This window comes from Gaetbulibacter aestuarii, assembly GCF_039537665.1.
Classification (GTDB): domain Bacteria; phylum Bacteroidota; class Bacteroidia; order Flavobacteriales; family Flavobacteriaceae; genus Gaetbulibacter_A; species Gaetbulibacter_A aestuarii.
The window spans coordinates 1,726,503-1,749,569 of the sequence record NZ_BAABAY010000001.1; the positions used below are offsets into that span (position 1 = coordinate 1,726,503).

The following is a 23,067-nucleotide window of genomic DNA, read 5'->3' on the forward strand; positions in this document are numbered from 1 at the left end:
TTAAATTTTATTCACTCAATAAAGTTTCAATTTCGGCATTATTTTCTAAATAGGTTTCTATATGCTCGTCTTTAATATTCAGATCTATAAAATTAGTTTCATCAATATCCTCCAGATCTAGTAAAGATGCAATTTCATACGATCCTAAATTTTCATTGATCACGTAGTTTTCTGCTGTTTCAGTATCGATATCATCCCAATTTGTTTGATGATCAAAAATAGAAAGATTGAACAACAATAAAATAGACGCCGCAATTCCTGCAGCATAAAACAGATGCTTTTTACGGAATAACGGGATAACCTTAGTGTCTTTTTGATCTGAAACCTTCTGCATTATGCGCTCTTCGAAGGTTTCAAAATAGGTATCAGGAACATTAAATCCCGAAGTAGGATTTTTAGCTTTGATTTTAACCGTACTTAAAAGGTCGTCTTCAAAATTCTCAAAATAATCCTCCGGAGTTTTAAACCCCGTTTTTCTGATATTATGTAATTTATCCTTTTTCATCCTGTTGTTTAGACTTAAAAAATCTAAAAAAGTTTAATCTTTAGTGAGATAAGCTTCAATTTTTTTTACAGCCAGATGGTATGATGCTTTCAAAGCACCTTCACTGGTCTCTAGAATATCGGCCATATCCTTGTATTTTAATTCTTCAAAATATTTCATATTAAAAACCAATTGCTGTTTTTCCGGTAATGTAGCAATGGCTTTTTGTAATTTAAGTTGGATTGCTGAACCTTCAAAATAAACATCTGATTCTAAATTTTTAATGACTAATTCCTGAAACTCCCCATTGGAAATTTGTTGCCGTTTCGCTTCTTTATTCAGAAATGTTATCGATTCATTAGTAGCTATACGGTACATCCAGGAAAACAATTTGCTCTCACCCTTAAAATTATGAATGTTCTTGTAGACCTTTATAAAGGTGTTTTGTAAAACATCATCAGTATCGTCGTGACTTTTAACGATGTTTCGAATATGCCAATACAGCCTTTCTTTATACTGACTTACCAGAAGCCTGAAGGCCTGATCTTTTTCTTTTTCAGATTTTAAATGTTCGACTAATTGGGTTTCGTCTGTCACGACAATCTTTATGAGTTAGACTGTTAAATTTAATGAAAGTTTAATGCAAAAATCGATAATTTTTTAATAAACTAATAATCAGGTATTTAAAAAATAAAACATCGATGAAATGCAATTAACACATGATTAAATGCATTTTTTATTGCGGGAATTAGATTTATGTTCTATGTTTGTTACAGAAACCTACTTAATGTTAGTCGTCCCCAAGTCTGACATAAACTAAAAAAGGATAGAAACCCAAATCTCTATCCTTTTTTTATGTCTTAAAAATGATGTGTTTCCTAATCGAAACTCTGCATATCTACCAGCTTTTTATAGATACCTTTCTTAGCAATGAGATCTTTGTGTTTGCCACGTTCTACAATTTCACCTTTGTTTAGAACGAGGATCTCATCGGCATTTTGAATAGTTGACAGGCGGTGGGCAATGACAATAGATGTTCTGTTCTTCATCATATTTTCCAGAGCTATCTGAACCAAACGTTCACTTTCTGTATCTAATGCTGAAGTCGCCTCGTCCAGAACCATGATGGGTGGATTTTTAAGAACTGCTCTGGCGATACTTAAACGTTGCTTTTGTCCGCCGGAAAGTTTGTTCCCGGAATCCCCAATATTCGTTTTGATACCTTCGGGTAAAACTGAAACGAATTCCATGGCATTCGCTATTTCCAGGGCTTTTATAATATCGCCTTCTGTGGCTTTTTCATTACCCAATTTCAGGTTATTTTCAATACTTTCATTGAATAAAATAGCATCTTGCGTTACAATACCGAGCTGTTGTCGTAGTGATGCTGTTGTTAATTTTCTGATATCAATACCGTCAATTTGAATACTGCCTTCATTGACATCATAAAATCGTGTAATAAGGTTTGCAATAGTCGATTTTCCGCTTCCGGATTGCCCAACAAGGGCTACTGTTTTTCCTTTTGGAATGGTAAGTGAAAAATCTTTGAGAACATATTCCTTATCGTATTTAAAAGAAATGTCCTTGAATTCAATTTCTGAATCGAAACTTAATTTTTCCTCCGCTCCGGGTACATCCTTTAAAGGGTTTGGTGTGTCTATAATTTCCTGAATACGCTCTGCAGCTGCATTTCCTTGCTTGATATTATATAAACCTCGCGAAATGGCTTTTGCCGGCACCATGATGTTATAAGCGAGACCCATATATGCAATAAAGGAGGCGCCATCGAGGGATTTATCAACTAACACTAATTGACCGCCGTACCAGAGTAAAATAGAAATTACAATGATTCCTAATATCTCGCTGGTTGGAGATGCCAGGTTCTGACGATTCAATAACTTGTTTGAAAAATGATAAAAGCGTTGTGATGCCTCTTTGAATTTATTAGTGAATTTAGATTGAGCATTGAACCCTTTTATGATCCGAAGTCCGGTCAAGGTCTCTTCCAAAATAGATAAAATGGTACCTTGTTCCGTTTGAACGCGATCTGATTTTCGTTTTAAACTTTTACCAATTCTTGAAATTATAATACCGGATATCGGAATAAAAATAAACACGAACAAGGTGAGTTTTGCACTAATAATCAACATGGCTATAAGTGTAAAAATAATAGATAATGGCTCTCTGGCAATCAGTTCCAAAACTGGTAGCATTGAATATTGTAGCGTTGATACATCATTGGTTACACGCGCCATGATATCACCTTTTTTCTGCTCCGAAAAATAGGAAAGCGGTAATTCAACAGTTTTTGAATAAACTGCATTTCGCAGATCGCGCACCACGCCATTTCTTAGGAAAACCATAAAATAGTTAGCGAGATATCCGAAAACATTTTTCAATAAGAAAAGCGATATGATCAAGCCTATGACTAGTAATAAGGCTTTTTGAGGATCGTCTTCAGCATACAAATGGACCTGATAGGCTAAATAATCCTTGTAATAATCCTTTAAACTACTTAGACCGGTATATATCGGTTTGGTAATGACGGTTTCTCTTTTTTGAAACAATATATCCAGCATAGGGATAAGGGCAACAAAAGAAAGCGCACCAAATAAAGCAAAAAACACATTAGAAATAATGTGTCCTAAGGCCTGTTTTTTATAAGGTTTGGCGTACCTTAAAATGTTTAGAAAATGATTCATTAAATGAGTTTCATGTCTTTTAAAATGGATTCAGCTTTATGATCTAGTTTGGTCTCTGTCGCTTTAAATGCTTCTACACTATCCAAAGTTGTATTCACACTTACGTAAAACTTGATCTTAGGTTCTGTTCCACTTGGTCTAAGTGCTACCTGACTGCCATCTTCTGTATAATATATTAATACATTCGATTTTGGAATGTCTATCGGCGATTCTTTTCCGGTTTCGGGATTCTTAGCAATGGACAATTGATAATCTTCAATTTTAACCACTTTAGAACCATTGATGATTTTCACCGGATTTTCTCTGGCATCGACCATCATTTGCTTTATTTCTTCTGCACCTTCAATACCTTTCTTTGTCAGCGATATCAACTTTTCTTTATAAAAACCGTATTCGGTATAAAGACCTACCAACTCTTTAAAAAACGAGCTGTCTTCAGATTTAGTTATCGCTGCAATTTCGCAGGCCAGAAGGGTAGAGGTTACCGCATCTTTATCACGTACAAAATCACCTACCATATAACCAAAACTCTCTTCACCACCGCCAATAAAGTCTAATTCCGGATAATCCTTGATCAATTTAGCGATCCATTTAAATCCTGTTAGTACTATTTTATTTTCAACACCATAAGCTTCCGCTAATTTGTTCAACATGGGCGTTGAAACAATAGTAGTCGCGATAAATTCCTTTCCCTTAATTTTATTTTCAGATTTCCATTTTTTCAGAAGGAAATCGGTCATCATCACCATAGTTTGATTTCCGTTAAGCAACTGTAGTTCACCATCAGTATTCCTAACAGCAACACCTAAACGATCGCAATCCGGATCGGTTCCTATAACAATATCAGCGTCCACTTTATTAGCTAATTCCAGGGCCATTTTTAAGGCTGCAGGTTCTTCCGGGTTTGGAGAAGCCACTGTTGGAAAATCACCATCAGGAACTTTTTGTTCTTCAACAATATGCACATTTTTATACCCGGCACGTTTTAAGGTTTCCGGTACCGCCGTAATCGACGTTCCATGAAGGGAAGTGAATACAATGGTTAGATCATCTTTAGCAGCCTGGGTAGCACCAACACTTCCATTGCTTACAGAGGCCTCTATAAAAGCATCATCTACATCCTTTCCAATGTGATGGATCAGATCATCGTTAGGTTCAAATTTTATATTTGCGTAATCAATTGAATTGATCACATTAATAATTTCACCATCTTGTGGCGGAACCAATTGCCCGCCATCTTTCCAATAAACCTTATAACCGTTATATTCAGGCGGATTATGAGATGCCGTAAGGACGATACCGCAATGGCATTTTAAGTGTTTAACTGCAAACGACAATTCCGGCGTGGGTCGCAGGTCTTCAAACAAAAATACCTCAATACCGTTAGCAGAAAATACATCAGCAACTACTTTTGCAAGCGTTTTGCTGTTATGCCGACAATCGTAGGCAATTACAGCTTTTGGTGTTTCATCGCTAATAACCTGATGCAAATAATCACTCAAACCTTGCGTACTTTTTCCAAGCGTATATTTATTGATTCGGTTCGTGCCAACGCCCATAACACCTCGCATACCACCGGTGCCAAATTCCAGATCCTTATAAAAACTTTCCTGAATTTCTTTCGGATTGTAAGCAATACTTTCTTTGATTGTTTCCTGCGTTTCTTCATCAAAAGTTGGGGTTAACCAACTGTTTATACGATCTAAAATTTTTGGTTCAATGTGTATCATAGTTTTATGGCAATAATTATTCATTCAAAAATAAACAATTGCATGCGAATAGCCTTCGCCATGTTAAATTTTTGAACCCAATTGATTAGATTTTCTACCCAATAAGATTAAAAATTAAGTTCGTTTTGAATTAAATACCTTTTACGGTTTTGTTTTGTTCGTAAAATCAATTCGCCTAAAAATCCAGCTACAAAAAATTGAGTTCCAATAATCATTGTTACCAGTGCTATGTAAAATGGCGGGCGTTGGGTGATGAGACGTCCGGCCGGATTTAAAAATAATTTATCGATACCCAAATAAAGGGAAAAGCCAAATCCTACGGCAAACATAAGAACGCCCAGAGCACCGAATAAATGCATCGGGCGTCTGGCGAATCGTGAAATAAACCAAATGGTAATGAGGTCGAGAAAGCCGTAAATAAAGCGATTCATTCCGAATTTTGTAACGCCGTATTTTCTAGCTTGGTGTTGCACAACTTTCTCTCCAATATTTGTGTAACCTGCATTTTTTGTTAATACCGGAATGTAGCGGTGCATTTCACCATGTACATCGATGGTTTTAACAACAGATTTTTTATAGGCTTTTAAGCCACAATTGAAATCATGTAAATGAACGCCGGATGTTTTTCGCGCGGCCCAATTAAATAATTTCGACGGAAGATTTTTGGTCAGAATGGCGTCGTAACGTACTTTTTTCCAACCGGAAACCAGATCATAATTGTCTTTCGTGATCATTTCGAACAGCTCCGGAATTTCATCCGGGTTGTCCTGTAAATCAGCATCCATGGTAATAATAACGTCGCCTTGAGCTTTTTCAAAGCCTGCATGAAGCGCTTGAGATTTACCAAAATTTTTTGAGAAACGGATCCCTTTAACGGCTTTGTTTTTTGATACCAGGTTTGAAATTATTTCCCACGAACCATCCGTACTGCCATCATCAATGAAAATAATTTCATAGCTGAGTTTATGAGTATCCATAACCCTTTTGACCCAGTCATGTAATTCAGTTAAGGATTCTTCTTCGTTAAGTAGTGGTATTACTACTGAAATGTTCATGGTATAAAAATTAGACGTTACCGCATTCAAAAATAAGGAATTATTAATTTCGCGGGGGATTTTTCTTAAATGCAGCTGCTAGTAAAAGCCCAATTATACTTAAGGGAATAATATAGGTTATAATAAGCGTTTGGATCGCATTTCCAATCGAGAATAAATTTTCAGATTCTAATTTTGCTCTGGTTTCAGCTAGTTTTTCCGGTTTGGTACCAATACTTTTCAAAACTTCAATATTCTTATCAATAGACATTTTTTTAAGATAGTTTGAAGCATCGTTATCAACATAGTTAAATAAAATGTAAGTCACGAATGTGAATATGGCAACACCGGCCAAAACCGTAATAAAGTAGGAGGTAAAACTATTTCGAAATGACAAATAGCTGTTATTCGCTATTTTGTTTTTCATAAGTGATAAAACGCCGGCGATTACACAGAGCGCATAAAGACTTAAGCCAAACCAGGGTTTTAAAAATAGATCTAAATTTTGAGTGTAAGCAAAAATGGCCACAACGCTTAAAACGACGCCCAGAAATAAGCCGTAAGTTGTTGGTATTTTTTTTAATGAATTTTCCATAGGTTTGGATATTGAAATCGTATTTGTTTGGGGGCCAAAGATACCAATTTACGGGATTTAATTTCCTAAATAAAAAATATAAAAAAAGGTTGTTCATTTCTAAAAATTACTTAAATTTGCACCTCGAAAAATGATAGTATAAAATTTTTAAGTGATGAAAAAAGGAATACATCCAGATAATTATAGAGTAGTGGCGTTTAAAGATATGTCTAACGACGACGTTTTTTTAACCAAGTCTACTGCGGTAACGAATGAAACTATTGAAGTTGATGGCGAAGAATACCCACTTGTTAAAATGGAGATCTCAAGAACATCACACCCATACTACACTGGTAAGTCTAAATTAGTTGACTCTGCCGGTCGTATTGATAAATTCAAAAATAAATACGCGAAATTCAAAAAATAATTTGATTTCCATCAAGAATACAAGCCTTTCAGAAATGAAAGGCTTTTTTATTTTGATCAATTGGTCTATTTTTGTTTAGAACCAGCCATGTTACCTAAAGTATCTTCAAGATGCTTTTAGTTTGATGGAAATCCTTTAGATACCTATGAATTACATTCTTTTTGACGGTCCTTTTCGCGATAATCTTTTACCTTTTACTTACACACGACCTGTAGCGGATATTCGGGTTGGCATCCTGACCCTTCGTGAAAAGTGGGAGTATTTTTTGAAAACTAAAACATCTTCCTTAACAGAAGATTATTTGTCGGGTAAATTTCCATTGGTTTCGGCAAAAATTAATGTCATGATCCATGCTGCCTATGGTCCCAATGACGCTTTAGTAAAAAAGATCAAGGAGCTTAAATCCGGGCAGGCGATCGTGAGTGGCGATCAGGTTGTAGCTTATGTTACCGATACACCGGAAAAGCGATTTGAGGCTGATGATTTTGATGTCATTCAATGTCAGGAACCGCTCCTAAAAATTGAAAATACCTGGGATATTTTTGTGAAGAATGGTGTAGCTATGAAAGCGGATTTCGATGTATTGACAAAAGGCCGAAAGTCCGAGCCCATTCCCAAAAGTAACAATATTATTGGTGCTGAAAATATTTTTATTGAACCCGGAGCTAAATTAGAGTTTACTACAATTAATGCAAGCTCAGGCCCTGTTTATATTGGTAAAGATGCCGAAATTATGGAGGGTTCCATAATAAGAGGTCCATTTGCGCTTTGTGAGCATGCAACGCTCAAATTGGGAGCAAAGATATATGGTCCAACCACTGTTGGTCCGCATAGTAAAGTTGGCGGTGAAGTTAATAATTGCGTGATATTTGGCTATTCCAATAAAGGTCATGATGGCTTCCTTGGAAATTCTGTTCTAGGTGAATGGTGTAATTTAGGCGCAGATACCAATAATTCAAATCTTAAAAATAATTATGCTCCGGTGCGTTTATGGGATTATAAAACCCAGAGTTTTGCTAAAACCGGACTTCAGTTTTGTGGTTTGATGATGGGAGATCATAGTAAATGTGGAATAAATACCATGTTCAATACAGGTACTGTCGTTGGAGTGAGTTCCAATATTTACGGAAGTGGTTTTCCTCGAAATTTCGTGCCTAGTTTCAGTTGGGGTGGGAGTAGCGGCTTTACAACCTATTTAACCAAAAAGGCTTTTGAGGTTTGTGAGGTTATGATGGCGCGACGTAATGTAGCATTTACAAATCACGATAAGGCGATACTTGATCATATATTTGAGGCCACCAAGGATTATCGTCGTGGCTGATTTGATTTAAACTTAACCTAAAACTTATGTTATGCTTGACATTGTCATAATTTACTTTATTGGAAAATACTACTTCAAACTTTCTGAAACTTTTAATAAAAGCCGTTGGGGCTTCGCTATTCTAGGAATTGCAGCTTACTATATAGGAGCGATTATTTTTGGTGTTTTATTGGGAGTTATTTCAACATTAATGGACTGGAATTTTGATTGGGATAATAAATTATTCCTTACAATAATATCGATGCCATTTGGACTAGCTTTCACTACTTTACTTTATTATATCCTTAAAAAACAGTGGGGAAAAGAAACTCCTGAGGTTAAAGATGAGATCGAGGATATAGGTGCCTCCAATGAATAATTTTACTATTCTTTATAAACGTACCGCAGATCTAAGAGGTTAATAGGATTAATACCTAAACCTTTCACATTTTTCTGAGTGAAACGCACCACTTCGTCATAAAATAAAGGAACCATGATGGCATTTTGCATAGCAATAGAATCTATTTTGGTATAAAGTTGTTTTCTTTTGTTAATGTCGTTAATAAGAAAGGCATTATTGTAGAGACTGTCAACTTCCTTATTCTTAAAATGGAAGTAATTAGAGCCATCCGGGGTAAAATTTTTACTGTAAAAGATAGAGAGATAATTTTCAGCGTCGAGATAATCAGCCACCCATGAGCTTCGAAACAGATCGATTTTTCCATGAGAACGCGCTGAGCGCAATGTTGATTCCGGCATAACATCAACATTTATGGTAAGTCCGGCTTTTTCTAATTCCCGCTGTATAAATTCACAAAAGCTGAGGTAGTTACTCGAAGTCTCCAAAGTGATCTCAGGGTTTTGGATACCTGATTCTTTTTTGAATTGATTCACTAAAGCTTTAGCTTTTTCAGGTTGATAAGTATAGCCAATAGTATCACTATGTCCCGGAAGACCTTTTGGAATAAATCCACCCGTAGCCGGAATTCCCACGCCATTGCGTAAATAGATCATCATTTTTTTTCGATCGAAACCGTAATTAATCGCCTGACGTATCAATATTGATTGAATTTCAGGGGTTTTCGAATCCAAATAAAACCCAAGATATTCTGAATTAAGGTAAGGGCCACGTGTCATATTCACCGAATTGGCATATCTTGGCCGCAACCTGCCGTCAGCGGTTAATAATTCATCTTTATAAGAGGCATCCAATCCTGATAAATAATCAATATTTCCCTGAGCGAATTGTAAAAATTCACTTTGTTTATCGGGTAAGAAGGTTAGGGCTATAGCTTCTAAATAAGGTAGCTGTCTACCATTTTTATCCTTTTCAAAATAGAGTTCATTTTTCCTTAAAACCAATTTGATATTTTCCTCCCAACGTTTGAACTTAAAAGGTCCTGTTCCTACAGGATGAGACCGGAACTCATCTCCATAATAATGTACAACTTCTTTAGGTACAACGGAACAATATTTCATCGTTAACAGGCCTAAAAAAGCTGGAAAAGGTTGTTGTAAATAAATTTCAAAGGTACTGTCGTTTACCGCTTTAAAATCATCTACCTTATTCAAAACCCAGCTTCCGGGTGCGGCTAATTTTTTATCACGTAAACGGTTAAAACTGAAGGTAAAATCCTGAGCTGTAACCAATCGGGTAGAATCCGGGCCAAATAACGGATGTTTATGAAAATAGACATCATCGCGCAGGGTGAACGTGTAAATTAATCCATTATCAGAGATGTTCCAACGTTTGGCTATAGCTGGTAAAATGTTTAATTGGTCGTCCAGTTGAACCAGACCATTAAACAGTTGATTACAGATTGAATTATCCTGTAAGGTTCTCGAAAATGCAGGGTCTAAGGTGTTGATGTTTGCAAATTCATTGTAGCGAAAAACCAACTTTTCACGCTTTCGGTTGTCATTATTTGAGCATGAAAAAATCACGGCTAATACACAAGTTAAACTTAAGGTCTTGAGTATTAGTTCTGTTATCGGTTTTATCATATCATTTATAATCGTAAATTTGCAGCCTTTATTGCGCTAGGTAAATATAAATGTAAATACATCCTGATACAAGTTAGGATGGCCAAAATTAAATGAATAAAAAAGTTGCTTTTTATACTTTAGGTTGTAAACTGAATTTTTCAGAAACTTCTACGATTGCCAGAAGTTTTGAGGGAGAAGGATTTGAGCGGGTTGATTTTACTGAAAAAGCCGATATCTATGTGATAAATACATGTTCGGTAACAGATAATGCAGATAAACGTTTTAAAACCATAGTGAAGCAGGCTCAAAAAGTGAATCCAGAAGCATTTATAGCTGCTGTTGGTTGCTATGCACAATTAAAACCTCAGGAGTTAGCCGATGTTCATGGAGTAGATCTGGTTTTGGGCGCAACGGAAAAATTTAAGATCACAGATTACCTGAATGATCTTGCAAAAAATGATTTTGGCGAGGTTCATTCTTGCGATATTGATGATGCCGATTTTTACGTGGGTTCATATTCTATTGGCGATCGCACCCGAGCATTTTTAAAAGTACAGGACGGTTGTGATTATAAATGTACCTATTGCACCATTCCTTTAGCTCGAGGTATTTCACGAAGCGATACTATGGAAAATGTATTGAATAATGCCCGTGAAATATCCCAGCAGAACATTAAAGAAATTGTGCTCACCGGTGTGAATATCGGAGATTATGGTAAAGGAGAGTTTGGTAACAAAAAGCATGAACACACCTTTTTAGATCTGGTTAAAGAATTAGACCAGGTAGAAGGGATTGAGCGCTTGAGAATTTCTTCGATCGAGCCAAATTTATTGAAAAATGAGACCATTGACCTGGTGGCTAAATCCAGAGCTTTTGTGCCGCATTTTCATATTCCCCTGCAATCCGGTAGTAATGCTATATTGAAAAAAATGAAACGGCGATATTTACGTGAGTTGTACGTTGATCGTGTTGAAAGAATAAGATCCGTTATGCCGCATGCTTGTATCGGGGTGGATGTTATTGTTGGTTTTCCGGGTGAAACAGATGCCCATTTTCTTGAAACCTATAACTTTTTGAACACCTTAGATATTTCCTATTTACACGTTTTCACTTATTCAGAACGCGATAATACCGAAGCTGCTGATATGGAAGGCGTTGTTTCAAAAGCGGTGCGTCGTAAACGAAGCAAGATGCTTAGAGGTTTATCAGCTAAAAAGCGCCGTGCTTTTTATGAGAGTCAGGTAGGGAGTACGAGAACTGTTTTGTTTGAAGGTGAAAATAAACAGGGTTATATTCACGGATTTACCGAGAATTATGTAAAAGTAAAGACACCCTGGAATCCGGAATTGGTAAATACGCTTCATGAGATACAGCTAACTGAGATCGATTCTGATGGTCTTGTGCGTTTTGAATTCGTTTCTGAGTTGCAACTTCAGGATTGAAATGGTAATTAATCCGTTATTTTAAGTAATTCATCCTATTTTTTTGCTTAATGACCGGGCTTCACAATACTTTAGTGTCGTTGAAGTAAATAGCTATTAATTAATGAACAAATTCTTTTGGGTGACTGTTATTACAGTGCTCTCTATAGTACTTGTTTCATGTTCAAAAGATTCCAACCAACAAGAATTAAATACCCTAGACGGTGTTTGGCAATTAACGGCCTGGAATGTAGAGGGAGGAATGGATATGAATAAAGATGGTGTTGCCCACACCAATATACTGGATGAAATTTCGTGTACTAATAATGAAACACTGGTGTTCGACGCTTCCGGTGTGGTGTTGTTTAACAATACTTTTAATCCAAAAATTAAAATTACTGCAATTAATAATCTTCTTGAAAACCTCAGTACGAATGTCGTTTGTGATAGTGGTGTAATTGGGTCTGCAACCTCTTATACCGTGGATGGAAATAAGGTTATTTTAGGATCTACTATTGCCATAATTAACGGTAATGAGATCGATATTATTCGAAAAGATAAATTGAAAGTCTTTAATCCAGATATGTCTACGGTTATTGTTACTCAGGACGTCATGGAGGTTTACACCAAAATTTAAATTTTGTAGCATAAAAAAAGTCGAAACTTAATATTCCGACTTTTCTTGAAGTGATTAAAAATTTAAATTCTAACGCCTACAGGAAGCATACGCTTATACTTTCGGTTGCTTCGCACAAACTTCGCGATCGCCGGGGAGGTAGGCATAACGCTTAAGTTACGTGTTTCAATTTCTTCAAAAACCAGTTTTAAAAAGTTGGTTTTAAAATTTTCGTCGGTAATACTTTCCGGGATAACTAGCTTGGTTAAAAAGATTTTTCGTTCTTGTAACGAGTATTCAATTTTGGCAAGTTGATCATCGACTTTCAGTTCAAATTGGCGTAAGAATTCATTATCAATTAAATCTGCAGCTTCAGTCATGAGTTTTTATGTTTAATTTCAAAGGAATAATGTAGACTACTTTAGCAGTAGTTTAGTAGATTTACCGTACAAAAGTACAAAAATTATTGCCAATTTAAAAGGATTTAATTGTTAAAAGCTTATGTCTCAGGAGCTAATACATGTTTATTTGATGCCAGGAATGGCGGCAAGTCCCAAAATTTTTCAATATATCGACTTGCCAAAAAAACAGTTTGAAATACACTTGTTAGAGTGGATGATTCCAACTGTAAATGAGTCACTTAAGGATTATGCCAAACGGATGTCAAAACATATTAAACATGACGATATTGTGCTGTTAGGTGTCTCTTTTGGAGGTGTTCTGGTTCAGGAAATGTTACCCTTTGTTTCTGTAAAAAAACTTATTATAGTTTCCAGTGTAAAATGCACGGAAGAAATTCCGCCGCACATGATTCTTGCAAAAAATACTAAAGCTTATAAGCTTTTACCTACCCAACTGGCCAGTAATGTGGATGTTTTAGCAAAATATGCTATCGGAAAAGGCGTAAAAAAGCGTTTGGAGCTGTACAAAACTTATTTAACAGTAAGCGACCATAAATATTTAAGTTGGGCCATTGAGAAGATGGTAAATTGGGAACATCATTCGATTATTCCGGGAATTATTCATATCCATGGGGATAGAGATTCGGTTTTTCCAATGAGATATATTGGAGAATGTTATACCATTGAAGGAGGAACGCACACAATGATATTGAATAAATACCGTTGGTTTAATACGCATTTACCAAAAATAATTTTGGATTAGCGCGAGATATGATATGAATTTATTTCTTAAATTTAGCGAAAACTTAAAATGATGAAGATTGTAGAAAGAATACTGGCTTTTGTAGGATTATTAAGTTTGTGTGGGTTGTTCATTTACGCCCTTCAAGATGCTCCTACAGACGAGAATTTTGAAAAAAAATTATTTAACGATTATAATGTTTATGCGCTTCAAATTCCACAAAATTTAGATTTTGCCGGAGAGCCTGTGCCCATTGAAGATCCGGATATTTATGAACGAATGGACCGTGAATTGTTGGTAAATACCTATTGGCAATCTAACGGATTATTAATGTTTAAGCGCTCGGAAAAATATTTTCCGATAATAGAACCAATATTGGCAAAATATGGTGTTCCGGATGATTTTAAATATTTAGCAGTTATAGAAAGTGGATTAACAAATGCCGTATCACCGGCCGGAGCCCGCGGTGTTTGGCAGATTATGAGTAGCACCGGTAAAGAAAATGGATTGGAAATCAATGATAACGTAGATGAACGCTATAACCTTGAAAAAGCTACTGAAGTGGCTTGTAAATATTTCCTAAAATGCAAAGAGGATTTAGGAAGCTGGACTTTAGCTGCCGCGGCTTACAACGCTGGAAAATATGGTATTAGCAGCCGTTTGGAGGATCAAGGTGTTAAAAGCTATTACGATTTACTTTTAGGCGAGGAGACAGGACGTTATGTATTCAGAATTCTGGCTGTGAAAGAAATTTTATCACATCCTGTTAAATATGGATTTAATTTCAGAGAAAAAGATCTTTATAAACGTATTCCAACCTATAAAGTTCCTGTGGATAGTGCAGTAACTGATTTTACTGCTTTTGCTGAACATTTTAAGATCAATTATAAAATTCTAAAAATTCACAATCCGTGGCTTAGAGAAGCTCACCTGAACAATGCGTCGAGAAAGTTATACGAGATTCAGATACCAGAACCCGGTTATTATCAATAACCTTCAGTAAACCTTTATTTTCCCCGGCGTTTTTGGGCACGAATAGAAGCTCCGGCTCCGTAATGCTGATTTGGCATTTGAGCGCGCTTCATATTTTGCTTCATCATTTTAATTTGCTCGGTTAGCATGCCCTGTTTATCTAATTTCTGAGCTTCGGATAACAATAATTTGGCCTCTTGTTTACGACGTTTTGAAAACGCAATTCCGGCCAGGTTCAATTTAGCCATTGCTAAATCGTGTTTCATATTCAAACCTAGAGAAACAGCTTGCTTAAAATACTTCTCCGCCTCATTCATGTTGGTTTGAGATACCATGATGCCGTGTAAATAATTGTAATATCCTTGTTGTTTTTTTACTAAGGCAGCCTCAGGATTTTTAATTTTACTCAACCATTTTTTGGCGCCCTCAAAATCTTGCTTTCGTAATCTTAAAAAGGCAAGTAAAATAAATTCATTTTTAAAATAAAGAAATACAAAAATACCAGAAAGTAAGATATACATGATGCCATTACCTATTAATCCTTCTGTAAATTCATAAATAGCAAAGGCAAATATGGCAACCGCAATAATAAGTTTAAAGATTTTATTGTACATAATTTGGTTAAAATTTATCAAAATTAGTAGTCGTTCTTCCTTAAATCTAACGACCACTCCGTTCTACACTGCAAAGAAACTAAATTTTTATGTAAAAATTGGTATGCGGAATTAAGAATCCTAATCTCAAAAACACCTTTAAAATAAAGGATTGAGGCTCATTGTGGTTAGTAATTCTATAAAAAAAATTATTTTTAAAATATCGTTTGTGAAATTAAAAAGCCTTTGTATATTTGCCCTCAGTTTCAAAGAAGCTATAATTTAAGTAAATTTCAGATTATAAAGACAGAATAAAATGAGTAAAAGAACATTTCAGCCTTCAAAAAGAAAGCGAAGAAACAAGCATGGTTTTAGAGAGAGAATGGCTTCTGCTAACGGTAGAAAAGTTTTAGCTCGAAGAAGAGCTAAGGGTAGAAAGAGATTGTCTGTATCATCTGAACCTAGACATAAAAAATAATGATTAACAATTGTTGATAATAAAAAGGTGTTACTTAACGGTAGCGCCTTTTTTTATATCTCCTGATTACTATTTTTGTAACAATTTAAAAAACACTATATACCACAGCAAAATGCCTAAAAATCCTAAACTAAAATCTATCCTAATTATTGGCTCAGGACCCATTATTATTGGTCAGGCGTGTGAATTTGATTATTCCGGTTCTCAAGCATTGCGTTCGCTTCGCGAAGATGGCATTGAAACCATTTTAATAAATTCCAATCCTGCCACCATTATGACAGATCCGTCGATGGCCGACCATGTTTATTTGCTGCCTCTTACAACAAAATCTATCGTAAAAATTTTAAATGATCATCCTCAAATTGATGCGGTGCTACCAACAATGGGTGGTCAAACAGCTTTAAATTTATGTATTGAGGCTGATAGTAAAGGTATTTGGGAAGATTTTGGTGTTGAAATTATTGGTGTAGACATTGATGCGATTAACATTACTGAAGATCGTGAGAAGTTTAGAGAATTGATGTTGAAAATAGGTATTCCCATGGCGCCTCAGGCTACAGCAACATCATATTTAAAGGGAAAAGAAATTGCCCAAAAGTTTGGGTTTCCTTTAGTGATTCGCGCCTCATTTACCCTGGGTGGCGCTGGTGCATCCTTCGTGTATAAAGAGGAAGATTTTGATGAATTGTTAACGCGAGGATTAGAAGAATCACCGATTCATGAGGTAATGATCGACAAGGCTTTGATAGGTTGGAAAGAATATGAATTAGAGCTTTTAAGGGATTCGAACGATAATGTGGTTATTATATGTTCCATAGAGAATATGGATCCTATGGGAATTCATACCGGAGATTCAATTACTGTTGCTCCTGCGATGACTTTAAGTGACAGAACCTATCAGCGCATGAGGGATATGGCTATACATATGATGCGTAGCATAGGGGATTTTGCAGGAGGTTGTAATGTGCAATTCGCTGTATCGCCGGATGAAAAAGAAGATATTATCGCCATTGAGATCAACCCAAGAGTTTCGCGCTCTTCAGCATTGGCTAGTAAAGCTACTGGATATCCAATTGCAAAAATAGCATCCAAATTAGCTCTTGGTTATCATTTGGATGAATTAAATAATCAGATTACCAAATCTACATCGGCATTATTTGAGCCAACCTTAGACTATGTTATTGTTAAGATTCCACGTTGGAATTTTGATAAGTTTGAAGGTTCAGATCGCCAGTTAGGACTTCAAATGAAATCTGTAGGAGAGGTTATGGGTATTGGTCGGTCGTTCCAGGAAGCGCTGCACAAAGCCACACAATCTCTGGAAATAAAGCGTAATGGTTTGGGTGCCGATGGAAAGGAAAATAAGAATTACGATCAAATTATTGAAAAACTTACCTATGCCTCCTGGGATAGGGTATTTATTATTCATGATGCGATCAAGATGGGTATTCCTTTAACCCGAATCCATGAGATCACCAAGATCGATATGTGGTTTTTGAAGCAGTATGAGGAATTATATTTTCTTGAAAAAGAAATTTCAACATACAACATCGATACCATAGAAAAGGAACTGTTGTTGGAGGCCAAACAAAAAGGTTTTGGTGACAGGCAAATTGCACACATGTTAGACTGTCTTGAAAGCGAGGTGTATAGCAAGCGTGAAGAAATGAATATCAATCGGGTTTATAAATTAGTTGATACCTGTGCTGCAGAGTTTGAAGCGAAAACGCCTTATTATTATTCAACATTTGAAAGTGATATGGAAACTGTAGATGGCAAGCGGTTTTCCCAAAATGAAAGTATCGTTACGGATAAAAAGAAAATTGTTGTTCTTGGTTCCGGACCAAACCGTATTGGGCAAGGTATAGAGTTTGATTATTGTTGTGTTCACGGTGTTTTGGCTGCAGCCGAATGTGGTTATGAGACGATTATGATCAACTGTAACCCCGAAACGGTTTCTACTGATTTTGATACCGCGGATAAATTATATTTCGAGCCGGTTTTCTGGGAACATATTTATGATATTATAAAGCATGAGAAACCTGAAGGTGTCATCGTGCAATTAGGAGGTCAGACAGCTTTAAAACTTGCCGAAAAATTATCGCGTTACGGTATTAAAATTATCGGAACGAGTTTTGAATCTCTGGATCTGGCTGAAGATCGTGGTAGTTTTTCAACCTTGTTAAAAGAAAACAATATTCCTTATCCGGAATTCGACACTGCGGAAACTGCTGATGAAGCCCTAGCCGTAGCTGATAAATTGAATTTTCCAATTCTTGTGCGTCCTTCCTATGTTTTGGGAGGTCAGGGAATGAAGATTGTAATCAATAAAAAAGATCTTGAGGAACATGTGGTAGACCTCCTTCAAAAAATTCCTAATAATAAGTTATTGTTAGACCATTATTTGGAAGGTGCCATTGAAGCAGAGGCTGATGCTATTTGTGATGGTGAAGAAGTTTATATCATTGGGATCATGGAACATATTGAACCTTGTGGAATTCACTCAGGAGACAGTAATGCGACGCTTCCTCCATTCAATTTAGGGGAGTTTGTTTTACAGCAAATTAAAGATCATACCAAAAAGATTGCATTAGCATTGAACACCGTTGGTTTAATAAATATTCAGTTCGCGATTAAAGATGATATGGTTTATATTATTGAAGCGAATCCAAGAGCTTCCAGAACTGTTCCATTTATTGCTAAAGCCTATGGAGAACCATATGTAAATTATGCCACAAAGCTCATGTTGGGAGAAAAGAAAATCAAGGATTTCGATTTCAAACCACATTTGGATGGTTATGCCATAAAACAACCGGTATTTTCATTTAATAAATTTCCGAATGTTAACAAGCAGTTGGGTCCTGAAATGAAGAGTACCGGAGAAAGTATTTTATTTATTGAAAGTTTAAAGGACGATGATTTTTACGATCTCTATGCACGTCGAAAAATGTATCTGAGCAAATAAAAAAAAGCCGCTTTTTAGCGGCATTTTTTTTGATTTATTCGATAAACTGCACGTAATCAGGAGTTTTAGAGTGTTTTTTTTGGGGAGCTAAAAAAGAATTTTAATTTAGCGCAACCAAATCCCTCAACCCCATGAAACCTACAAATTACCCTCTAATTGCATTTATTATTTTCTTTTTTATTTACGCTTTTGGCAATTGTCAATCTACCGTATCTGAATTCAACGCCATTGATAATGCACAACAACCACCCCCTGAAATGTGTGGTGCGAGAATTGTTCACGAACGTCAAATGAAAAACAATCCTGTTTACAGGGAGCGTTTCCTTAAAAATCGTGAAAATATTAGTAAAATAAGTTCACAGAAATCTTCCGTAAATACAGTTTATAAAGTTCCTGTTGTTGTTCATGTTATGCATATCGGTGAACCTATTGGTGTTGGTTCAAATATTTCCGACGAAGAGGTTATCAAAGGTCTTCAAGTTTTAAATAACAAATGGCGAAAAATTCAAGGAACCAATGGATTTGGTGAAGGTGTTGATATGGGTATTGAGTTTGTTTTAGCCATACAGGATGAAAACGGACAGTCTACAACTGGTATTAATCGCGTAGATCTTAGTGGAGAGCCTGATTATTTAAGTGATGGTGTATACAATGACACCAAGGGTTTAGATGATTATAATGGCGATGCTCCTATCAACTCTCTAAAGGAATATTCATATTGGGATGCTACGAAGTACTATAATATTTGGCTGGTATATAAAATAGATGGTAAGAATTGTGATGATGGTGGTATAAAAACCTTAGGATATGCTTATTATGCCGGTGCGCATGGTGCGGGTTATGACGGTGCAATCATGCAAGCCTGTGTTTTTGCCAATGAAGACTCCTATGTCTCAACGCATGAACTAGGTCATGCCTTCGATTTATATCATACCTTCGATGGTGATTATGATTATGGTACTGGTGATTATCAATGTCCGGGTTCTTATAATGATGGTATTGCAGACACACCAGCACATATTCGTTCTTTGGCAGATAATCAGGTGTATCGTTGTAATAAAAATGATGAAATAAATACTTGTGACGCATCATTTGATCAAATTATAAATCCTGACACGGGTTTCCGTAGAAATTCGGGAAATCACGAAGACCATGTTTACAATTATATGGATTATACCACCTGTGCTTCAGAGTTTACAGGTGGGCAACGAGCGGTAGCGCGTAATGCTATGGAGAATACAAGAACGTCTTTTTTATCAAGTTCTGGATTAGATCCTGTGGCTGCACCAGTGGTGGCGTTTCAAGCAGCTTCTGAAAGTACCTGTGTTGGTAATTCTGTACAATTTTCGGATGCATCAGTAAATGTTCCAAAGTCTTTCACTAATGAGGGATTTGACAATGTAACTTTTAACTGGACCTTCGATAATGGGGTCGATCCGCCATACACATCTACCTTACAAAACCCAACAGTCACATTTAATAATAGTGGTAATTATGATGTAACACTCCAAATAACAAATGCCATGGGTACATCATCCTACACAGAGAATAATGGCATGATAGTAAATGAAGCACCGTTAACGGCTTGTAGTTTATCCAGTAATAGAAATGATAAAAGTTTCGATTACGGCGTTAGAAATGTGACTTTTAATACGATTGATAATCAAACAACCGGGTATATTCCACCCGATGCTCTTGAAGATTATTCATGTAGTCATTTTACAACTGTAGAAGAGGGATCTACGAACGATCTTAATGTGTCTTATGAGTCTATTGATGGAAAATCGCAGTTTCTCGAGGTTTGGATCGATTGGGATAATAGCGGAACGTTTGATGAATTGAATAGTAATGGTACAAATGAACTTGTATTAACTGATAATGCAGTGAGCACCGATCCAGGGACACATCAGGCCTCAGAATCGGTTGCAACACCAGCTAGTGCCACCTCAAATACCTTGATTCGGATGCGCGTGATCTCCTCTTTTAATGGGGCTCCAGATAGGTGTGGTAATAAAGCCGCCCAAAGAGCAGACGATTATGGTATTATTGTAGGTTCGACTCTGGCAAAGCAAGAATTTGAAGTAAATACGATCAAGCTTTATCCTAATCCGACGAATGATATTTTAAAAATTTCCTTGAAAACTTCATCAAATAAAATAACTTATGATGTTTTTGATATTCGCGGTCAAAAGATTTTCCAAGTGATTTCTTCTGAGAAACAATTAAATGTATCGAATCTTACGGCTGGTCTATACATCATAAAAGTTACAACAGATGAAAGAGTATTTGTTGGAAAATTTCTGAAAAGTTAAATTGAAACTAAGATTCCGGTCTTATTTCTTATTTAATTGAAAATTAAATTCGACCTGAACCTCGTTGGTTACTTTGTTGCTCACAATTTTTGGAATTTCGATATCAAAATCAGAGGCTTTCATTTCAAAAGCACCAAACATTACGATACTATTGCCTTTTTTTGAAAGAGAAATTTTAATGTCTTTCAGATTTTGTGTTTGCCCGTGGAACGACATGGTACCGCGAATGGTTTTTTCAATATACTCATTTGATAATTTTGTTGGGTCAAAATCATCGATTATACCTTTAAAAGTAGCTTTTGGGAACTTATCTGATTCAGCGTAGTTTTCGTTGAAATGTTCTTCCATTAAGGCATTTTTAAATCGGAAACCTTTTACTAATATTAAGGCAGCGAATTCTCCATTATCGGTATTTATAATGGCTGTTACAGCTTTGTTTTCAGCTCTAACCTGTTCAAAACTGGGAACAGAAGCCTCGAAACTTACTGTTCCCGTTTTTGTAAGATATTTTGATTGCGAATTGGCGATTAAGGCCAATAAGAATAGTGCAAGGCTAACAATTGTTCTCATAGTATTCAATGGTACTCAATTAGTATACCAATATGATGCTTTTTTAAATGATTACTTTAATTTTCTAAAAGACCATCATCTTTCCACTTTTGAATTAAACTTCTGGTATCTTCAGGCATTTGACCTGTTGGCGGCATTGGATTTGTAGAACTATTTACTCGAGCAATAATTAGATCTACATAATTTTTTACTTGCGTATAAGAGGTTAATGATTGAGGTGCACCTTGTGTAGGAGGGTCACTATGGCAAGAAGTACAGTTCCCAGACATGATACCGGCTATATCTGCCGTATAAGTTACCTTGGTCGTAGGTGCAGGATCAGGGTTAGGGCTCGGGTTACTCGGATTGTTCGTATTTGTATCTTCTGCTGGAGCACTATCGCCGGAGCAGTTATAGAATAATACGATAATAAACGCAAGTAAAATGATTTGTAAATTTTTCATTGTTATGTAGATTTAGGTTAAAGTTAGTTTTCTACAAATCCATCGGTTTGCCATTTTATGACGGTATCGATAAGATTTTGAGGTAATTTAGGGCCTCCCTGGGGCATCAAATTGCCCGGGTCGGTGGCATTAATTCTTGAAATTAAACTATTATTTTGAACAGCACTTTTTACTTGATTGTAGGTTACTAATGATACATTGGCTCCGTTTATCGGTGTTGTTCCATGACAATTGATACAATTATTATCCATAATGGGTTTAACGTCCTTAACATAAGTAACCAGATTTGGTAGAGGCCCGGATTCGGTTAAATCACTCAGGCTATCATTAGCGCAATTAAAAAAGGAAATACTAATAGTCAGAATTATCGTTAATTTTTTCATAGTAGCAGGTTAAAAGGTTCGACTTAAGTTAAATCCAAAAAATATATCACCATCGGTCCAGTCACCGGTAGCTTGTCCTAAAAAGGCATTCGTATTCATTCCCTGAGCTGTAGTAAAATGCATTTGAAATACATGACCACCTGTTTCCAGATCAACACCTATAGATAGGGGATTCTTATAAGGTGAAGAGGCAGCTCTGTTGAGGTGCCAACCATAATCAGCATTAATAGACCAACGTTTACCCAACTTATAGCGTGCCCCAATACCTAAGGCGTATTGAGAGTTTTCCTGATCATCTAAGGCTACATAATTTTCATGATAAAAGGTTGGTGCCAACTCTACAGTAAAATTTTCATTTATCTTTCGGGATATCAAAAATTGCCAGGTGTAGGTTAACCTGTTTTCAAACTCTAATCCCGGTAAATTATCTTTACTCAATCCCGTGTTTATAAGGACTTCATTAAAACCAACAATAGTAACCGGAAATCCATTTTCTATTTGGCGTAAGAGTCGATATTTGGTTGAAAATTCGTAAATTTTTTGATAAGAACTTCGCGAAACACCAAAATTGAGGCCATCTGAGACTCCAAAAACAAAATTTAATCGAGTAACGGCATCATCCAAACCAAAAAAGTTATCGAAACCATTTTTAATGCTTCCAAAACGGTGAGACACAATAAAGGTGAAATCCCCTTGAGCTACCAGTTTGGTAGACTCAAAATTGACAATTTTTAATCCTTTAAAGGCTGAAGTTACATATTGATTACCAGCGGCATTAGTATCAATTTCATTTAATAAATCATCCTGTGAAAATAGCAAGTGAGGCATGCAAAACGCAATTATTAATAGGTGTTTCATAGAGATTAATTTGTTTAAAAATAATAAAATATTGATTTTGCTGTAAGGGGTTTAGCTATTTTAACACAATTAAGTA

General features: G+C 36.0%; 23 protein-coding genes. 10 read left to right on the forward strand and 13 right to left on the reverse strand.

The window, feature by feature from the left end:
* Positions 1-7: 7 nt before the first annotated feature.
* From ABD682_RS07790 to ABD682_RS07815, 6 genes are all read right to left on the reverse strand, one after another.
* Positions 8-505 carry a hypothetical protein gene (locus ABD682_RS07790; RefSeq protein WP_344740556.1) on the reverse strand — a complete coding sequence of 166 codons (498 nt, stop codon included), beginning with the start codon at positions 503-505 and terminating at the stop codon, positions 8-10.
* A gap of 33 nt (positions 506-538) precedes the next feature.
* Complete coding sequence (locus ABD682_RS07795; RefSeq protein WP_344740557.1) at positions 539-1,081, reverse strand: RNA polymerase sigma factor; 543 nt, start codon at positions 1,079-1,081, stop codon at positions 539-541.
* Between the two features lie 281 nt (positions 1,082-1,362).
* On the reverse strand, positions 1,363-3,186 hold the full coding sequence (locus ABD682_RS07800; protein WP_344740558.1) for an ABC transporter ATP-binding protein: 1,824 nt from the start codon (positions 3,184-3,186) through the stop codon (positions 1,363-1,365).
* Positions 3,186-4,916: a phospho-sugar mutase gene (locus tag ABD682_RS07805; protein WP_344740559.1), complete on the reverse strand. Its 1,731-nt coding sequence runs from the start codon at positions 4,914-4,916 to the stop codon at positions 3,186-3,188. Before ABD682_RS07805 ends, ABD682_RS07800 begins: the two co-directional genes overlap by 1 nt.
* A gap of 107 nt (positions 4,917-5,023) precedes the next feature.
* Positions 5,024-5,971 carry a glycosyltransferase family 2 protein gene (locus ABD682_RS07810; protein WP_344740560.1) on the reverse strand — a complete coding sequence of 316 codons (948 nt, stop codon included), beginning with the start codon at positions 5,969-5,971 and terminating at the stop codon, positions 5,024-5,026.
* A 43-nt stretch (positions 5,972-6,014) separates the two neighbouring features.
* Positions 6,015-6,545, reverse strand: a complete 531-nt coding sequence (locus ABD682_RS07815; RefSeq protein ID WP_344740561.1) for a DUF4199 domain-containing protein — start codon at positions 6,543-6,545, stop codon at positions 6,015-6,017.
* 154 nt (positions 6,546-6,699) lie between these two features.
* Between ABD682_RS07815 and ABD682_RS07820 the strand changes: the two genes are divergently transcribed.
* From ABD682_RS07820 to ABD682_RS07830, 3 genes are all read left to right on the forward strand, one after another.
* Positions 6,700-6,951 (forward strand): type B 50S ribosomal protein L31, encoded by a 252-nt coding sequence (locus tag ABD682_RS07820; RefSeq protein WP_344740562.1) that lies wholly within the window; start codon positions 6,700-6,702, stop codon positions 6,949-6,951.
* Between the two features lie 145 nt (positions 6,952-7,096).
* The gene (locus ABD682_RS07825) at positions 7,097-8,272 is read left to right on the forward strand and encodes a GlmU family protein (RefSeq protein WP_344740563.1); all 1,176 of its coding nucleotides are present in this window, start codon (positions 7,097-7,099) and stop codon (positions 8,270-8,272) included.
* Between the two features lie 31 nt (positions 8,273-8,303).
* Positions 8,304-8,630 (forward strand): hypothetical protein, encoded by a 327-nt coding sequence (locus ABD682_RS07830; RefSeq protein WP_344740564.1) that lies wholly within the window; start codon positions 8,304-8,306, stop codon positions 8,628-8,630.
* 5 nt (positions 8,631-8,635) lie between these two features.
* On the opposite strand, the gene ABD682_RS07835 is transcribed toward ABD682_RS07830, so the two are convergent.
* Positions 8,636-10,255 carry an ABC transporter substrate-binding protein gene (locus tag ABD682_RS07835; protein ID WP_344740565.1) on the reverse strand — a complete coding sequence of 540 codons (1,620 nt, stop codon included), beginning with the start codon at positions 10,253-10,255 and terminating at the stop codon, positions 8,636-8,638.
* A 92-nt stretch (positions 10,256-10,347) separates the two neighbouring features.
* Between ABD682_RS07835 and mtaB the strand changes: the two genes are divergently transcribed.
* Together mtaB and ABD682_RS07845 are read left to right on the forward strand one after the other, a co-directional pair.
* A complete protein-coding gene (mtaB, locus tag ABD682_RS07840; RefSeq protein WP_344740567.1) occupies positions 10,348-11,679 on the forward strand; it encodes a tRNA (N(6)-L-threonylcarbamoyladenosine(37)-C(2))-methylthiotransferase MtaB in 1,332 nt (443 codons plus the stop codon).
* Positions 11,680-11,782: 103 nt separating this feature from the next.
* Complete coding sequence (locus ABD682_RS07845) at positions 11,783-12,295, forward strand: hypothetical protein (RefSeq protein ID WP_344740569.1); 513 nt, start codon at positions 11,783-11,785, stop codon at positions 12,293-12,295.
* A gap of 62 nt (positions 12,296-12,357) precedes the next feature.
* Here the strand turns inward: ABD682_RS07845 and ABD682_RS07850 are convergent, their stop codons facing one another.
* A complete protein-coding gene (locus ABD682_RS07850) occupies positions 12,358-12,654 on the reverse strand; it encodes an N-acetyltransferase (protein ID WP_344740570.1) in 297 nt (98 codons plus the stop codon).
* Between the two features lie 121 nt (positions 12,655-12,775).
* Between ABD682_RS07850 and ABD682_RS07855 the strand changes: the two genes are divergently transcribed.
* Complete coding sequence (locus ABD682_RS07855; RefSeq protein WP_344740571.1) at positions 12,776-13,438, forward strand: alpha/beta hydrolase; 663 nt, start codon at positions 12,776-12,778, stop codon at positions 13,436-13,438.
* Positions 13,439-13,489: 51 nt separating this feature from the next.
* Entirely contained in the window at positions 13,490-14,410 is a 921-nt protein-coding gene (locus tag ABD682_RS07860; protein WP_344740815.1) for a lytic transglycosylase domain-containing protein, read from the forward strand.
* A gap of 14 nt (positions 14,411-14,424) precedes the next feature.
* On the opposite strand, the gene ABD682_RS07865 is transcribed toward ABD682_RS07860, so the two are convergent.
* Positions 14,425-15,003, reverse strand: a complete 579-nt coding sequence (locus ABD682_RS07865; protein WP_344740572.1) for a DUF2892 domain-containing protein — start codon at positions 15,001-15,003, stop codon at positions 14,425-14,427.
* Between the two features lie 295 nt (positions 15,004-15,298).
* On the opposite strand from ABD682_RS07865, the gene rpmH reads away from it, so the two are divergent.
* From rpmH to ABD682_RS07880, 3 genes are all read left to right on the forward strand, one after another.
* On the forward strand, positions 15,299-15,460 hold the full coding sequence (gene rpmH / locus ABD682_RS07870) for a 50S ribosomal protein L34 (protein WP_344740573.1): 162 nt from the start codon (positions 15,299-15,301) through the stop codon (positions 15,458-15,460).
* 112 nt (positions 15,461-15,572) lie between these two features.
* A complete protein-coding gene (carB, locus tag ABD682_RS07875; protein ID WP_344740574.1) occupies positions 15,573-18,425 on the forward strand; it encodes a carbamoyl-phosphate synthase large subunit in 2,853 nt (950 codons plus the stop codon).
* 131 nt (positions 18,426-18,556) lie between these two features.
* A complete protein-coding gene (locus ABD682_RS07880; RefSeq protein ID WP_344740576.1) occupies positions 18,557-20,737 on the forward strand; it encodes a T9SS type A sorting domain-containing protein in 2,181 nt (726 codons plus the stop codon).
* A gap of 21 nt (positions 20,738-20,758) precedes the next feature.
* Here the strand turns inward: ABD682_RS07880 and ABD682_RS07885 are convergent, their stop codons facing one another.
* From ABD682_RS07885 to ABD682_RS07900, 4 genes are read right to left on the reverse strand one after another with little or no spacing between them, the layout of a single operon-like run.
* Positions 20,759-21,307, reverse strand: a complete 549-nt coding sequence (locus ABD682_RS07885) for a YceI family protein (protein WP_344740578.1) — start codon at positions 21,305-21,307, stop codon at positions 20,759-20,761.
* A gap of 56 nt (positions 21,308-21,363) precedes the next feature.
* Positions 21,364-21,750, reverse strand: coding sequence for a hypothetical protein (locus ABD682_RS07890; RefSeq protein WP_344740580.1), 387 nt, complete (start codon positions 21,748-21,750; stop codon positions 21,364-21,366).
* Between the two features lie 23 nt (positions 21,751-21,773).
* Positions 21,774-22,133: a hypothetical protein gene (locus ABD682_RS07895; RefSeq protein ID WP_344740581.1), complete on the reverse strand. Its 360-nt coding sequence runs from the start codon at positions 22,131-22,133 to the stop codon at positions 21,774-21,776.
* Between the two features lie 9 nt (positions 22,134-22,142).
* Complete coding sequence (locus tag ABD682_RS07900) at positions 22,143-22,991, reverse strand: DUF5777 family beta-barrel protein (RefSeq protein WP_344740583.1); 849 nt, start codon at positions 22,989-22,991, stop codon at positions 22,143-22,145.
* Between the last annotated feature and the right edge of the window lie 76 nt (positions 22,992-23,067).